Consider the following 15,559-nt stretch of genomic DNA (forward strand, 5'->3'; position numbering starts at 1 on the left):
TTAGAAAGGGGAATTATGGGATATTGTGTTGCGAGAAAGAAACCAAATGATACAGATGTAAAACGTCATTTACGTGAAGTCAATTTTTTATGTCCACTATGCAAAAAAGATTTACAACCAAATGGACAGAAGAAAAGTAATAAACTTTATGAGATTGCTCATATTTATCCGAATAGTCCAACTCCGCAACAGCAAAAGGAGCTTATTAATGTGGAGAAACTTGGAAAAAACTCAGAGTCGTTTGAGAATAAGATAGCTTTGTGTAAAGATTGTCATTCAACCCAAGATTATAATACCACTAAGAAACCTTATCTTCTTTCAAGATTAGAATTTACAGATAATTCAAAGAATGTTATAATAGTCACAAACAAGGGGAGGGAGTAGTAAGATGAGCCAAACGCAGCAACTATCACGAGAGAAGAAAAAGTATTTGCTGGCACGGTTGAAGGAGCAGATACGACCGAAGCTGTATCTGGTCTATCTAGCAGCCTTTTTGTCTTGGATTCCGTTTTTGGTACGGATTCTGAGTTTTTATTGGCTAAGTCGTGCCTTTGCAGCGTATATGACAAAAGAAGCCTTTCATCTCAGTGATTTGGTGTTTCGTTTAGTCATCATCAATCTGGCTGGTTTTGCGGTATCACTGTTTGCTAAACGTCTGCAGGGGATTGGTTCCCAGTTTGCGCGCGATGCACTGAAGAAGTCCTTTTTTGAGGTTTTAATGGCACGTGATGGTCAATTTGAGTCAGCAGCGACAGCGGCAGATGTCTTTACGGTGGCCTCGCAAGGAATCGATAGTTTGGATACCTACTATTCCCATTATCTCAGCATGTCGCTTAGGACCTATTTGAATTGTACGACGGTCTTGCTATTAGTAGCTTGGATATTTCCGATAGGAAGCCTGATTTTTCTTCTGGCACTTCCGTTGATTCCAGTTTCGATTCTCCTCATGCAAAAGCCTTCCCAGCGTATTATGAATCGCTACTGGGCTTCTTATATGGATGTTGGGAATCTTTTTCTGGATGATTTACAGGGGTTAAATACGCTCTATTCTTATCAGGCGGATGCCGTATATGAGAAAATGTTCAATGAGCAAGCAGAAGAGTTTAGAGATGCAACCATGGAACTGCTAGGCTTTCAACTGCAAGCAGTGGGCTATATGGATGCAGTCATGTATCTAGGGATTGGAATATCAGGCTTTGTGGCGATTAGTCAATTGGTCGCGGGACACTTATCCTTGTTTTCGTTTATCTTTTTTATCCTGATTGCGACCGAATTTTTTGCGCCAATCCGAGAGCAGGGCTATGGAATGCACCTCGTCATGATGAATACAAAAATGGCAGACCGTATTTTTCGTTTTTTGGATAGCATAGAGGAGCAAGATGTGGAGATTACGACGACTTTAGGGAGTTTTGATTGGGCTCGCCTAGAAAATATATCCTTTTCTTATGGAGAAAAGGTTGTCTTACAGGAGATTAACTTTGACATGTCAGCCGGTCATCTCTATGGTATCGCAGGAGTATCTGGACAAGGAAAAACGACTGTAGCGCACTTGTTAATGAAACGTCTGATTGCTCAGCAAGGGGAGATTATCTTTGGGGGCACCTCCCTTGAACACTTGTCTCAGGTAGCTCTTAATCGGCAGGTTCTCTATGTATCCAGCCAATCCTATCTTTTAAACCAGTCTATCTATGACAATCTAGCGATGGCTTGCGAATGGACAAAAGAAGACATGTTGGCGTGGATGGATAGACATGGTGTTTTGCAATTCATTCATGATTTGCCAGCCGGTTTAGATACGATTGTAGGAGAAAACGGGCAGCATCTTTCTTCTGGTCAACGCCAACAGCTTATCTGTGCGCGAGCAATTCTAGCCAATCGTTCCTTGTATATCTTTGATGAAATCACTTCTAACGTGGATGCTGATAATGAGACATTCATTTATGACTTGATTCAGCTGGTTGCGGAAACCGCAATCGTTGTCGTCATTACCCATAAGATGAAACAGGTTTATCTAGCAGACAAGGTGCTGTTCTTAGCGGAACATCACAGTTTTGTGGGTTCAGCTGAGGAATTGTATCGGGAGAATCCAGCCTTTCGTCACCTAGTGGATACTCAGGCAGAATTGGAGGGCGCTGTCTATGGATAAAGAACGGTACCCAACACGGATTTTAATTCCGCGTTTATTAAAAACGATGCACCACTTGTTTCCTTTGGTTTCCCTTGCAGTTATCTTTGCGGTCATGGGCTTTATGACGACCCTAGCTATTCCTGTTCTGTTGGTGCAAGTAGCAGGGCAGGCTCTAGCGAGGGGTGAAACACCGTCGTGGCTCGTTCTCCTAGTCTTGATTGTCCTAGCCCTGCTACGTGGTGCGTTCCGATATGGTGAGCATTACTTTGGGCACTACGTGGCCTTTCATAGTCTGGCTACTTTTCGAAAAATGGTGTTTGCTACATTACGGAGGTTGGCACCAGGCAAATTAGACCGTCAGGATAGTGGTGTCCAGCTCAAGATGATTGGCGAGGATATTGAGGCCTTGGAAATCTTTTTTGCCCATACCTTGGCGCCTATTTTAACAGGAATTCTAGTTGCCCTCCTGATGCTAGGCGGTTTTGCAGTATATGGCCTAGAATTGGCTAGTGTAGCACTTGTGACCTATGCCCTGCTTGCTCTTATTTTACCGAATCAATTTGCGAAGCGTCTGACACCGATTTTACGGGAGCAACATCAAGAGCGACAGGTCTATGTCGCTTCCTTCCTCCAGGGATTGAAAGCGGTCAAGGACTTGTTGCAATTCCAGAAAATGGCTACCTACACCCATACTTTGCAGCAACAAAGCCAACGAGTGAATGCCAAAGAAAGACAGGTAGCTCAGACCAACTTTATGCAACAGATTTATAGTTTTGCGGTCATTGGACTCGGTACGACAATCTTTGCTTGGCGAACGCTGGTGTTTACCCAAGCGGAGCAAGTCAGTCCTATTACAGGCTTGTCCTTACTGGTAGCTTTTGTTAGTTCTTTTGCTCCATTTTTGGAGCTCAGTCGTCTGCCATTAGGATTTAAACGGGCGATGAATGCGGGACGCAATCTCTTTGCCCTGCTTGATGAACCTGAGCGAGACAAGGAAGGGGTTCCTTTGCCGGAAAGCATCGATGAGATTGACATCTGTGACCTGCAATTCGCCTATGCAGACGATGACGAAAAGAAGGTATATGACGGGTTGTCTGTTGCTTTTGAAAAAGGAGGAATAATCGGTATTGTTGGCCCGTCAGGTGCGGGGAAATCAACCTTGATGAAACTGGTGATGCGTTGGTATGATTGGCAGGCGGGCCATATTCGCTTGAACAACTGGGATAGTCAGAATTTACATCCTAGCCACCTGCAAGCACGCTTTGCTTATGTTCCCCAGAATCCTCAGATTTTTAAACAGACTATTCGTGAAAATCTAGTCTTAGGTAGAAAGGGGATTTCAGATGAAACCATTCTCTCCTTGGCGGAAAGATGTCAGATGAAGGAGCGTGTGTTAGAGGCAGAGGCAGGTCTTGACACGGTTGTTGATGCTACGAGCTTTTCAGCAGGTGAAGCTCAGCGACTGGAATTGATGCGGGCCTTGTTAAAGCAGGCAGATTGTTATATTTTTGATGAGCCAACCAGTAATCTGGACTCGCTCAATGAAGCCTTGTTTCTTCAACTGGTCAAGCAGGAATGTCACGGTTTCGTTTTTCTATCTCACATCGGATAAGTACTCTTGCCTGTGCGGACGAGGTGTATCGTGTAGACAATGGCCTAGTAACTCCTGTTGAAAGATGACACTGCTGCCTAATCGTGGTATGATAGTATCGTTTAAAACAGGGGCTAGAGCTTCTGTATGGGACTGTTTAGGAAAAGGGGATGTATCCATCCTCGTGGAATAGGGAGAAAATGATGAAAGAATTAAAAGTAAAGGATGTAATGGTGACGGGAGCTTTTGCGGCTCTCTATTTCCTCTGTGTGGGTCTAGGCACCCTCGTGGCTGCCTTATTTGACCGTTCGGGGAATATGATGTATGCTCCAGCCTTTGCGGCTATTTTAGGTGGTCCAGTCTACATGCTCTTGCTTGCGAAAGTCGGAAAATGTGGTGCTATTAGCTTGGTGAGTGCGGTGATGGCCTGTTTCTTTTTTATGTCAGGCTATATGACAGCTGCCTTTTTACCAAGTTTGGTCTTTGGGATTTTTGGGGAGCTGATTGCCAAGCAAGGGCAGTACAAGCAAAAAGGGCTCAATACTGTGAGTTTTGTCGTCTTTTCTTTTGGCAATCTAGGGCCAATCATTCTGATGTGGTTGATGAGAGATGCCTATGAGGCAAGTCTTGTGGCACGCGGAAAATCAGCTGAGTATGTGGCGCGTGTCATGGTGGATTTCATCCCTGCAACTGTGTTGGGTCTGTCTGCGACGATTGTGGTTGGAGCCTTGGTTGGAGCCTTTGTAGGCCAACGAATGCTGGCGAAGTCGTTCAAAAAATCGGGGTTATTAGAATGAGATTGGATGCCAGAAGCAAGATGATATTGGTCATTTTTGCGGCTATCACCTATGGCATGCATGTAACGGCAGGGGAACGTGCCTATTTGCTAATAGGTCTTGCAGTCTGTGCCTGCCTTGTGGGACGCTTTAAAATGGCCCTGGTAACCCTGCTGGGGTATCTTGTAGTGTATCAGATGAGCCGAGTGGAGATGCTTCCCATGTGGCTCTTTCGTTTTACCTTTATGCTTAGCCATATCTGGGTCCCCCTAATGGCTGGGCATTTTCTGCTCCTTACGACTTCAGCCTACGAACTGATTCACGGTCTCAGAAAATGGCATCTGCCAGAGAGTTTTTTGCTGACCTTGGGGGTGATGTTTCGTTTTCTTCCCCTCATCAAAAAAGAGGTCCGGGTGCTTCATGTGTCTTTAAAGACACGGGGGCTGTTTCTGAGGAAACGTGATATTGTGAGGCAGCCTCATCGCTATATGGAGTATATCGTGGTACCTTTGCTGATGTCGCTTTTGCGCTCAGCGCAGGATTTAACCATTGCGACCTTGACCAAGGGGCTTGCGGTGACCAAGCGTCCCAGTGAATTTGTGCAGTCTCGTTGGACATGGCTAGATTGGAGTGTGTGTGTATGGTGTCTCAGTTTTCTTATTCTGAAGTTCCGGTAGAAGCCCATGCTTTACGGCTCAGATATGCTCATGGAGAGAGGCTTGCCTGTCAAGTGGAGGACTTGCGTCTTAAAAAAGGGCAATGTTTGGTCTTGTGTGGTCCTAGTGGGTCTGGGAAATCCTCGCTTTTACACCTCATCAATGGCTTGGTGCCGGGGTATTATCAGGGAGAGATTGAGGGAAGTCTGCGAATTGGGCAGCTCTCCTATCAAGAGGCGAGTGTCGAGTGTTTAGCCAGTCAAGTAGCCTCGGTCTTTCAGAATCCAGCTACTCAATTTTTCCACCAAGAGGTTCTGCAAGAGCTAGTCTTTCCCTGTGAAAACCAAGGGATGACAGCGAGTGACATTGCGGAGCGCTTGGCAGAGGTGACAAAAGCCTTTCAGTTGGAGCCTTTCTTGGAACGCCCTATGGAATCCCTATCAGGTGGGCAAAAGCAGGCTGTAGCTATTGCCAGTGCCACCATGCAGGGAACAGACATCATGGTCTTTGATGAGCCGACGGCTAATTTAGATGCAACAGGTGTAGAGCGAGTGCAGGAAATGCTCCTTGCCTTGAAACAGCAGGGCAAGACCTTGATTATCGCTGAGCATCGCCTCGCCTATCTCAGCGAGATAGCCGATTCCTATGCTTATTTTTATGAGGGGGAGTTAAAAGAGCTGTGGGAAGCGCCTGTCTTTCTAGCCTATTCGGAGAAAAAGCGAGAGGAGTGGGGCTTGCGGACATCTGATGTAGCTTCCTATCAGGCACGTGTCGAGGAACTGGATCGCTCCTTTGTCAATGACCGCTCAGGACTTGAAGTGCAGAATTTTGGTGTCTATCACCAAGGAGGCTACCTCTATCAGCTGGAGCATCTGGTGCTAGCGCCTAGACAGGTGGTTGGGTTGGTCGGTGCCAATGGTTCAGGGAAGACCAGTTTTGCCCGCTCTTTATTGGGCTTAGAGGGGGATAAGACAGGCGTGGTTCGCTGGCAGGGTCAGGTCTTGCAAAAGCGAAAACGTCTGGCTAAAATGGCTTATGTCATGCAAGATGTGCGTCTCCAATTAGTGACAGAGCGGGTTGAGAAAGAGTTGACCTTGGGAAGAGCTTCTACCCAGCTGGATGACGAGGTCTTGAAAGCCTTTCGTCTTTCCCAACTCCTGGGTCGTCACCCCATGAGTCTCTCAATGGGAGAGCAACAGCGCCTCATGATTGCAGCCAGCCTATTAAGTGATAAGGACATCATCATTTTTGATGAACCCTCAAGTGGTCTTGATAGAGGGCAAATGGAGCAACTAGCTACCCAGCTCCAGCTGTTAAAAGCCAAGGGGAAACTGGTGTTGTTGATTTCTCATGACGCGGAATTGCTGGCAAGAGTGTGCGACAAAGTGGTGGATATAGGGAACTTGAAGACATCTTAAATTGACTGTTATAGTCATTTAGTTGCTACAGCTGTAACTCGCTAAAGCGAGAATAGCTGCCTATCCACTAAAGGGATTCTCATCTGTAATCGGCTAAAGCCGAAACAGCTGCCTATCTTTTTCACCCGGTGCTTAGCCTGAGTGTTGACACGAGTTACACTCGTTTTGCTTCCAACTTCCAATAGTCTCTCAGACTATTGGAGAGAGTACTGTAACGTAAACCCAGCGATAACCTACTCTTTGAAATTCCAAAGAGTAGGTTATCATCTTATCCCGATGAACGGAACTTGCCCTAACCCCTGAGGCTAGGGACAAAGGAGCGAGGCGTTAAGAAGTTGGTTAAGATTTCTTTCAGAAAAATTTAAAGATTATTTCAGAAAACAGGGATATACTTTTTCTATGTTGATGGTCTACAGAATGTCTATTCGAGATGTTCGTAGATGATTCATACTCTATAAAAATCAACATCTGACTAGCTCTCACCATTGAGAATTGTGAGAGGCTGGAAATAGAGCTAGCGAGGCTAGCTACTCTGTAACCGCAGATAGAACGTGGAGTTCATCAAGGTGAGGCAACAGCGTCAGAATGTGATGTTTGACGAGTATCAGAATATAGAAATTGAGGAATCTTAACATGAATGTAAAAACAATCTTCGCATCATCCGTCACGCTTTTGAGTATGTCCTTGCTTGCAGCCTGCTCAACGGCTACCGGCCACTCTTCTGCTAGCTCGCAAACAAGTCAGACCCTAACGCCATTAGCCACTCAATCCTCTAGTAGTGTTGATTGGGATAGCTTACCGACCAAGGAAGTAACCTTGGGGAATGAGGGGTTAACCATTACAGAAGCAGGTACCTATGTCTTGACAGGTAGTACCACAGCAGGAGTAAAGGTCAAGACAACTGGAAATGTCCGTCTGGTATTGGCGGGGGTGACCATTTCAAGTTCAGAGACCGCAGCAATCTATGTAGAAGAAGCGGACAATGTCGTGTTGGAATTGGAGGACGGGACGAAGAATACCGTGTCAGATAGCCAGCAACATACAGATAGTAATATCGAGGGGGCTATCCATTCCAAGGCAGATTTAACCATTACCGGTACGGGAAGTTTGACGGTTGAGGGGAGTTTTGAGGACGGGATTGTGTCCTCTGATGACCTCCTGATTGAGGCGGGGAACATTCAGGTCACCGCTGTTGACGACGGTATCCGCGGGAAAGATTCGGTGACGATTACAGGTGGCACTATTGAGGTGAGTGCAGCGGGTGATGGAATTAAGTCTAATAATGATCAGGATACAACCAAGGGAAATGTCCAGATTACAGGTGGGTCCGTCACTGTTCAGGCAGGTGATGATGCGATTAAGGCAGAATCCAGTTTGACCATAGATGACGGTCAAGTGACCGTCACAAAGAGTACCGAGGGGCTGGAAGCTACCAATGTGACCATTAACGGTGGTAGGATTGAGGTGACGTCAACCGATGACGGTATCAATGCCGCAAGTGACGTCATGGGGGCAGACATCTTTATCAAGGTCACAGGCGGTACGACTCGTGTGACGGTGGGGCAGGGTGATACAGATGCCTTTGATTCCAATGGTGATTTGTCTATTTCGGGCGGAACTATCGCTATCACGGCGCCAACCTCAGCCTTTGATTTTGACGGGTCCGTTACCTTTACAGGTGGTGATGTGACGGTTAATGGGCAAAAACAGACTGAAATCGTTGCAACAGGGCCTGGTGGTGGCTTTGGCGGTGACCGCGGAGCGGGCAAGCGTCCGGGTGGTTGGTAATATAGTGAATTGAATAAAGGTTAGGACATCGTTAAGTCGCTTTGATGAACGCCAGTTCTATTTGCAGCTCCTTTCCTTGTCCTATTCCTTTCTCAATCCACTATAGTGATAAGATTGGAAGAAAAAAACGCTGGATTTCAGCGTTTTTTGTTTGGTTTTTCCATATTGGGTAGATTGATGTGGTATTTAATAACGAGTAGGCGGATAAGGAGAAAGAGGAAGAAGAGGCTGATAAAGACAGGGATTCGGGCTAGTTTCCAGTCAAGGACGAGGATGTGGTAGCTCATGCCTGTCAAGAGAGCAAGGACGGCGTAGACATCTTCTTTTAAGACAACAGGTGTTTCATTGACTAGTAAATCACGGACAATACCGCCTCCAACGCCTGTCAGACCTGCCAGAATACCAGTGGTCATAACATTTAGCCCTAGCTCCACGCCAGTACTTGCCCCAATCAAGGCAAAGATGACGAGGCCAATGGCATCAAAGACAAGGTTGATCTTACTTAGAAGTTGATACAGGGTCTTGTCGCGTGGAGATTCATTTTTCTTCATGATGACAAAGAGGTACATGATAATGGATACGAGAATCGAGAGATAGATAGAAGAGGGTTCCACGAGAGCAGCAGGCACTCGGTTCACCATGGTATCGCGAATGACACCCCCGCCAATGGCAGTAATTATCGCAAGCAGGGTGATACCAAAAATATCCAGTTTTTTCTTAAAGCCCTTAATCGTTCCCGAAACGGCAAATGACATGCTGCCGATGTAGTTGCAAATCAATAAAAATAAATCAAAATCCATAGTGCCCTCCACGCTCATCTTATCATAAAAGTCGGGAATATTCAATGGTAGGAAAGTTTGTGAAAAAAGAAACATATCAGCAGAGCATGCGTGCTCTTATTTGTGAAAGAATGCACGAATTCAGGGTTTTTGCAAAATAGAAAACGGTTAAATTATTTGCTATTTGTGAATTTTTTGATTATGATAGAAGGGAAACAGAATAACTTTGGAGGAAATTATGGTATCTATTTCAAAAGAAAAACATTTAGATATGTTTTTAAAAATGCAGCAAATCCGTGATGTGGATATGAAATTGAATAAACTGGTCCGCCGTGGATTTGTACAAGGGATGACCCACTTCTCGGTCGGAGAAGAAGCCGCTTCAGTCGGAGCTATTGCGGACTTGACAGATCAAGATATTATCTTCTCAAATCACCGTGGACATGGGCAGACCATTGCCAAAGGAATTGACATCAATGCCATGATGGCTGAGCTTGCTGGTAAGGCAACTGGCTCCTCAAAAGGGCGTGGTGGTTCCATGCACTTGGCAAATCTTGAAAAAGGAAACTATGGCACTAACGGGATTGTTGGTGGTGGTTATGCTCTTGCAGTTGGTGCGGCACTGAGCCAACAATATCTTGGGACAGATAACATTGTCATTGCTTTTTCAGGAGATTCAGCGACCAATGAGGGGAGTTTCCATGAGTCCATGAACTTGGCTGCTGTTTGGAATTTACCAGTAATCTTCTTCATTATCAACAACCGGTATGGTATTTCAACAGATATTACCTACTCTACTAAAATTCCTCATCTTTACCTACGTGCGGATGCTTATGGTATGCCGGGGCATTACGTGGAAGACGGAAATGATGTGGTAGCTGTTTATGAAAAAATGCACGAAGTGATTGAGTATGTTCGTGCTGGAAATGGTCCTGCCCTTGTGGAGGTTGAATCCTACCGTTGGTTTGGGCATTCAACTGCCGACGCCGGTGTCTACCGTACCAAAGAAGAGGTAGATGCTTGGAAGGCAAAAGATCCTCTGAAGAAATACCGTGCCTACTTGACAGAAAACAAGATCGCAACAGATGAAGAATTAGATGCCATTGCGGCGCAAGTTGCAGAAGAAGTAGAAGCATCTGTGAAGTTTGCCCAAGAAAGCCCAGAACCAGACATTTCGATTGCATACGAAGATGTTTTTGTGGACTAATCCCTCAAACGAGGAAACAGGAGCAAGTGTTCCTCTGTGGAACAAGTAAGATTTGATATTTTCTAGGAGAAAAACATGACTGAAACAAAAGTAATGGCCTTGCGTGAAGCGATTAACTTGGCGCAAAGCGAGGAAATGCGCAAGGATGAACGCGTATTCTTGATGGGAGAGGACGTAGGAATCTACGGTGGAGACTTCGGTACCTCTGTTGGAATGTTGGAAGAATTTGGTGAAAAACGCGTCCGCGATACACCGATTTCAGAAGCAGCGATTGCAGGTTCAGCAGTCGGCGCCGCTCAGACAGGTCTGCGACCAATTGTCGACTTGACTTTCATGGACTTTATCACGATTGCCCTTGATGCGATTGTGAACCAAGCCGCAAAAACCAACTACATGTTTGGTGGTGGCTTGAAAACACCTGTTACCTTCCGTGTGGCGTCAGGTTCAGGGATTGGGTCAGCTGCCCAGCACTCACAATCTCTTGAAGCATGGTTGACCCACATTCCGGGTATCAAGGTGGTTGCGCCAGGTACAGCCAACGATGCAAAAGGCTTGTTGAAATCCTCTATCTTGGATAACAATCCTGTTATCTTCCTAGAGCCAAAGGCGCTCTACGGTAAGAAAGAAGAAGTCAACCTTGATCCAGACTTCTACATTCCACTTGGAAAAGGGGACATCAAGCGCGAGGGTACAGATGTCACGATCGTGTCTTACGGTCGCATGTTGGAGCGCGTCCTTCAAGCAGCGGATGAAGTAGCCGCAGAGGGAATCAGTGTCGAAGTGGTTGACCCACGTACGCTCATCCCTCTGGACAAGGACTTGATTATCAATTCTGTTAAGAAAACTGGAAAGGTGATTCTTGTCAATGATGCGTATAAGACAGGTGGTTTCATCGGTGAGATTGCTTCTATTATCACAGAAAGTGAAGCCTTTGATTACCTCGATGCACCTGTGATTCGTATCGCTTCTGATGATGTTCCAGTTCCTTATGCAAACATTCTTGAAAATGCAGTATTACCAAATGTTGAAAAGATTAAGGCTGCTATTTACAAACAAGTAAATAAAGGGTAAGAGCAAGATAGACGGTTTTGAACTTCAAAGCCGTCGCTCCCTTGTTTTCGTAATTGAAAAAGAATGGAAAGAACAGAAAGGAAGATTACATGGCAATAGAAATTATCATGCCAAAACTCGGTGTGGACATGCAGGAAGGTGAAATCATCGAGTGGAAAAAACAAGAGGGTGATGTTGTCAATGAAGGCGATGTTCTCTTGGAGATGATGTCGGATAAGACCAGCATGGAATTAGAAGCTGAAGATTCAGGTGTCCTTCTTAAAATCGTTCATGGCAATGGTGCAACAGTGCCCGTTACAGAAGTCATTGCCTATCTGGGAGCAGAGGGTGAAAGCGTAGAGGTTGCTGCAAGTTCAGCTCCTGCTCCAGCTACAGAAAGCGCTCCGGCAGAGGCAGCACCAGTGGCTATAGCCGCCGCTCCTGCTCCAGCTACAAAACCCCAAGGTGGTGGCAAGGTTCGTGCGACCCCAGCTGCTCGCAAATTGGCGAGAGACTTGGAGATTGATCTTGGGCTTGTTCCGGGAACAGGGGCAAATGGCCGCGTTCATAAGTCAGATGTGGAAGACTTCAAGGGGGCAGCTCCTAAGGCGACTCCGCTTGCTCGTCGTATCGCAGCTGATAAGGGAATCAATCTTGAGGACGTTCTTGGAACAGGTGTAAATGGGAAGATTCTCAAGGAAGATGTCCTTGCGGTCCTTGCAGCTAGTCAACCAGCAGCAGTTGAACAAGCGCCAGCTAAGGCGGCAGAAAAACCAGCCAAGGAATTGCCAGAGGGCGTTGAAATCATCAAGATGAGCCCAATGCGCAAGGCCATCTCAAAAGGAATGGTCAACTCTTACTTGACTGCGCCGACCTTTACGCTTAACTATGATATTGATATGACCAACCTAATGGCGCTTCGCAAGCAAGTGCTTGAGCCAATCATGAATAAGACGGGCTTGAAAGTAACCTTTACCGACTTGATTGGTCTAGCGGTTACTCGGACCTTGATGAAAGAAGAGCATCGCTACATGAATGCGTCGCTCATCAATGATGCGCAAGAAATTGAGTTGCACAAGTTTGTCAACCTTGGAATTGCTGTTGGTTTGGACGATGGTTTGGTCGTACCGGTTGTTCATGGTGCAGACAAGATGAGCCTATCAGACTTTGTCATAGCCTCAAAAGATGTGATTAAGAAAGCCCAATCAGGGAAGCTGAAAGGGGCAGAGATGTTCGGTTCAACCTTCTCGATTACCAACCTCGGTATGTTTGGAACCAAGACCTTTAATCCGATTATCAACCAACCAAACTCAGCGATTCTTGGAGTTGCCTCAACGGTTCAAACCCCAGTTGTCATTGACGGAGAAATCAAAATCCGCCCTATCATGGCTCTCTGCTTGACCATTGACCACCGCATTATTGACGGTATGAATGGTGCGAAATTCATGGTAGATCTCAAGCACTTGCTGGAAAATCCGTTGGAATTACTGATATAAGGGCGTGAAGAAAGCGAACGAAAAATAGAAGACTGGCGCAGTGTTTGAAGAACACAAGGGGCAGGCTGTCTTTTTTCCGAGCTTTTAGCCCGCATTCAAAGCAACTGATATAAGGGCGTGAAGAAAGCGAACGAAAAATAGAAGACTGACGCAGTGTTTGAAGAACACAAAGGGCAGGCTGTCTTTTTCCGAGCTTTTAGCCCGCATTCAAAGCAACTGATATAAGGGCGTGAAGAAAGCGAATGAAAAATAGAAGACTGACGCAGTGTTTGAAGGACACAAGGGGCAGGCTGTCTTTTTTCCGAGCTTTTAGCCCGCATTCAAAGCAACTTCTTATCTGATAAGAATGTAGATTGTAAACTCAAACTTTTAAAGAAAATAGAGAAAGGAAAAGGGTTCGTACGTGCGTGTAATTGAACCCGAGCTAAATGCTGCGTGAAAAAGATGAATCTTCCTAACTCTAAAGGTATGGTATGCCTTTAGAGATTAGGCTGAAAACCTCCACTGGAGCTTTTCACTCGTCAGATTCCCTATTTTCACTTGGCATTTTAAGCTCTTGGTATCTTAGATATGGCAGTTGAAATTATTATGCCAAAACTTGGCGTTGACATGCAGGAAGGCGAAATCATCGAGTGGAAAAAACAAGAAGGTGATGTGGTCAATGAAGGGGACGTTATCTTAGAGATGATGTCGGATAAGACCAGCATGGAATTGGAAGCAGAAGATTCTGGTATTCTGTTAAAAATCGTCCGTGGAAACGGTGAAACAGTCCCTGTAACCGAAGTTATCGGCTACATCGGTGCAGAAGGGGAAGTGGTGGATGCAGGTGCGGCACCAGCGGCAGCTGTTGCCCAAGCAACTGCTGATTTGAAAGCAGCAGGACTGGAAGTACCGACGGCACCAGCGGCAGCGCCAGCAGCACCAAAAGCCGAACTTGCAGCAGACGAATATGATATGGTTGTTGTCGGTGGAGGACCTGCGGGTTACTATGCAGCTATTCGTGGTGCGCAACTTGGCGGAAAAATTGCGATTGTTGAGAAATCAGAATTTGGTGGAACTTGCTTGAACAAGGGCTGTATCCCAACAAAAACCTATCTCAAAAATGCAGAGATTCTTGACGGCTTGAAGATTGCGGCTGGGCGTGGTATCAACCTTGCTTCCACTAACTACACCATTGATATGGATAAGACAGTAGACTTCAAAAACTCAGTTGTCAAGACCTTGACAGGCGGTGTACAGGGTCTCTTAAAAGCAAATAAGGTAACGATCTTCAATGGTCTTGGTCAAGTAAATCCTGATAAGACGGTTACCATTGGTAGCCAAACCATTAAAGGTCGGAGCATTGTCCTTGCGACAGGTTCAAAAGTATCTCGCATCAACATTCCAGGAATTGATTCTAAACTGGTCTTGACATCAGATGACATCCTTGATCTTCGTGAAATTCCAAAATCTCTCACTGTTATGGGAGGTGGAGTTGTCGGAGTGGAACTAGGGCTTGTCTATGCGTCATACGGTACAGAGGTAACCGTTGTTGAAATGGCAGACCGCATTATTCCGGGTATGGATCGGGAAGTGTCGATCGAACTTCAAAAAGTTCTTTCTAAGAAAGGCATGAAGTTCTTGACTTCGGTTGGTGTCTCTGAAATTATTGAAGCCAACAATCAACTAACCATTAAATTGAACGACGGCTCGGAAATCGTATCTGAAAAGGCCCTCCTTTCTATCGGACGTGTGCCACAATTAGCAGGTCTTGAAAATCTCAATCTTGAAATGGATCGCGGGCGTATCAAGGTCAATGCCTACCAAGAAACCTCCATTCCAGGTATCTATGCACCCGGTGATGTCAACGGTACGAAAATGTTGGCACATGCTGCTTACCGTATGGGGGAAGTGGCAGCCGAAAACGCGATTAAAGGGAACCACCACAAGGCGAAATTGGACTTCACGCCAGCAGCGGTGTACACCCATCCAGAAATTGCCATGGTTGGTCTGACTGAAGATCAAGCACGCGAGCAATATGGTAACGACATCTTGGTTGGTAAATGTAGCTTTACTGGTAATGGTCGTGCCATTGCCTCAAACGAAGCACACGGATTTGTCAAAGTCATTGCGGATAAGAAATACCATGAAATCCTCGGTGTCCACATCATCGGTCCAGTAGCAGCTGAAATGATTAACGAAGCAGCGACTATCATGGAATCCGAATTGACCGTAGATGATGTTGCTGCATCTATCCACGGACACCCAACCTTCTCAGAAGTGATGTATGAAGCCTTCTTGGATGTCTTGGGAGTGGCGATTCACAACCCACCAAAACGCAAATAAGAAATCAGAAAGAGGTCCCATCCTCTCAGATTGAAGAAAATGTCTATCTCGACTCATTTTCTTCAATCTTTTTTCTTTCGCTAAAATAGATAGTGGATTGAGAAAGGAATAGGACAAGGAAAGGAGCCTGGCGTTCATCAAAGCGACTGAACGATGTCCTAACCTTTATACAATTCACTATAAACCTCTTAGAAACACTGCTCTATCATCCTCTTTCGCTTAGAGGATTTGCCTAGGCTCTGAGGGGCTATCCTATTTTTTAGTGGGGAGCCTTCGTATCTATCATGCAGGTACAGTCTACAGAAGTTATGGAAAAATAGGAATGTTGAGAAGAACTACTTAGTT

The 15,559-nt window shown here is 45.7% G+C and carries 11 protein-coding genes and 1 pseudogene; 11 read left to right on the forward strand and 1 reads right to left on the reverse strand.

Going from position 1 to position 15,559, the window contains the following annotated elements:
- Positions 1–15: 15 nt before the first annotated feature.
- From E4T82_RS06720 to E4T82_RS06750, 7 genes and pseudogenes are all read left to right on the forward strand, one after another.
- Complete coding sequence (locus E4T82_RS06720) at positions 16–384, forward strand: HNH endonuclease (RefSeq protein WP_135182087.1); 369 nt, start codon at positions 16–18, stop codon at positions 382–384.
- A gap of 4 nt (positions 385–388) precedes the next feature.
- The gene (locus tag E4T82_RS06725) at positions 389–2,146 is read left to right on the forward strand and encodes an ABC transporter ATP-binding protein/permease (RefSeq protein WP_135182088.1); all 1,758 of its coding nucleotides are present in this window, start codon (positions 389–391) and stop codon (positions 2,144–2,146) included.
- A pseudogene (locus E4T82_RS06730) lies at positions 2,139–3,808 on the forward strand (amino acid ABC transporter ATP-binding/permease protein). Before E4T82_RS06725 ends, E4T82_RS06730 begins: the two are co-directional and overlap by 8 nt.
- Before the next feature lie 114 nt (positions 3,809–3,922).
- Positions 3,923–4,516 (forward strand): MptD family putative ECF transporter S component, encoded by a 594-nt coding sequence (locus tag E4T82_RS06735; protein ID WP_135182089.1) that lies wholly within the window; start codon positions 3,923–3,925, stop codon positions 4,514–4,516.
- A gap of 20 nt (positions 4,517–4,536) precedes the next feature.
- Positions 4,537–5,172 carry an energy-coupling factor transporter transmembrane component T gene (locus E4T82_RS06740; protein WP_228065081.1) on the forward strand — a complete coding sequence of 212 codons (636 nt, stop codon included), beginning with the start codon at positions 4,537–4,539 and terminating at the stop codon, positions 5,170–5,172.
- Positions 5,136–6,569 carry an ABC transporter ATP-binding protein gene (locus E4T82_RS06745; protein ID WP_135182091.1) on the forward strand — a complete coding sequence of 478 codons (1,434 nt, stop codon included), beginning with the start codon at positions 5,136–5,138 and terminating at the stop codon, positions 6,567–6,569. The genes E4T82_RS06740 and E4T82_RS06745 overlap by 37 nt, the downstream gene beginning before the upstream one ends.
- Before the next feature lie 633 nt (positions 6,570–7,202).
- Positions 7,203–8,357: a carbohydrate-binding domain-containing protein gene (locus tag E4T82_RS06750; protein ID WP_135182092.1), complete on the forward strand. Its 1,155-nt coding sequence runs from the start codon at positions 7,203–7,205 to the stop codon at positions 8,355–8,357.
- Between the two features lie 137 nt (positions 8,358–8,494).
- Here E4T82_RS06750 and E4T82_RS06755 read toward each other — a convergent pair whose 3' ends face one another.
- Positions 8,495–9,157, reverse strand: a complete 663-nt coding sequence (locus tag E4T82_RS06755; RefSeq protein WP_135182093.1) for a trimeric intracellular cation channel family protein — start codon at positions 9,155–9,157, stop codon at positions 8,495–8,497.
- A gap of 217 nt (positions 9,158–9,374) precedes the next feature.
- On the opposite strand from E4T82_RS06755, the gene E4T82_RS06760 reads away from it, so the two are divergent.
- The 4 genes from E4T82_RS06760 to lpdA all read left to right on the forward strand — a co-directional run bounded on the left by E4T82_RS06760 (position 9,375) and on the right by lpdA (position 15,214).
- Complete coding sequence (locus E4T82_RS06760; protein ID WP_135182094.1) at positions 9,375–10,343, forward strand: thiamine pyrophosphate-dependent dehydrogenase E1 component subunit alpha; 969 nt, start codon at positions 9,375–9,377, stop codon at positions 10,341–10,343.
- A 75-nt stretch (positions 10,344–10,418) separates the two neighbouring features.
- Positions 10,419–11,414, forward strand: coding sequence for an alpha-ketoacid dehydrogenase subunit beta (locus E4T82_RS06765; RefSeq protein ID WP_135182095.1), 996 nt, complete (start codon positions 10,419–10,421; stop codon positions 11,412–11,414).
- Between the two features lie 89 nt (positions 11,415–11,503).
- Positions 11,504–12,889 (forward strand): dihydrolipoamide acetyltransferase, encoded by a 1,386-nt coding sequence (locus E4T82_RS06770; protein WP_135182096.1) that lies wholly within the window; start codon positions 11,504–11,506, stop codon positions 12,887–12,889.
- Positions 12,890–13,459: 570 nt separating this feature from the next.
- Entirely contained in the window at positions 13,460–15,214 is a 1,755-nt protein-coding gene (lpdA, locus tag E4T82_RS06775; RefSeq protein ID WP_135182097.1) for a dihydrolipoyl dehydrogenase, read from the forward strand.
- Positions 15,215–15,559 lie beyond the last annotated feature (345 nt).

This window comes from Streptococcus cuniculi, from assembly GCF_004570575.1.
GTDB lineage: Bacteria > Bacillota > Bacilli > Lactobacillales > Streptococcaceae > Streptococcus > Streptococcus cuniculi_A.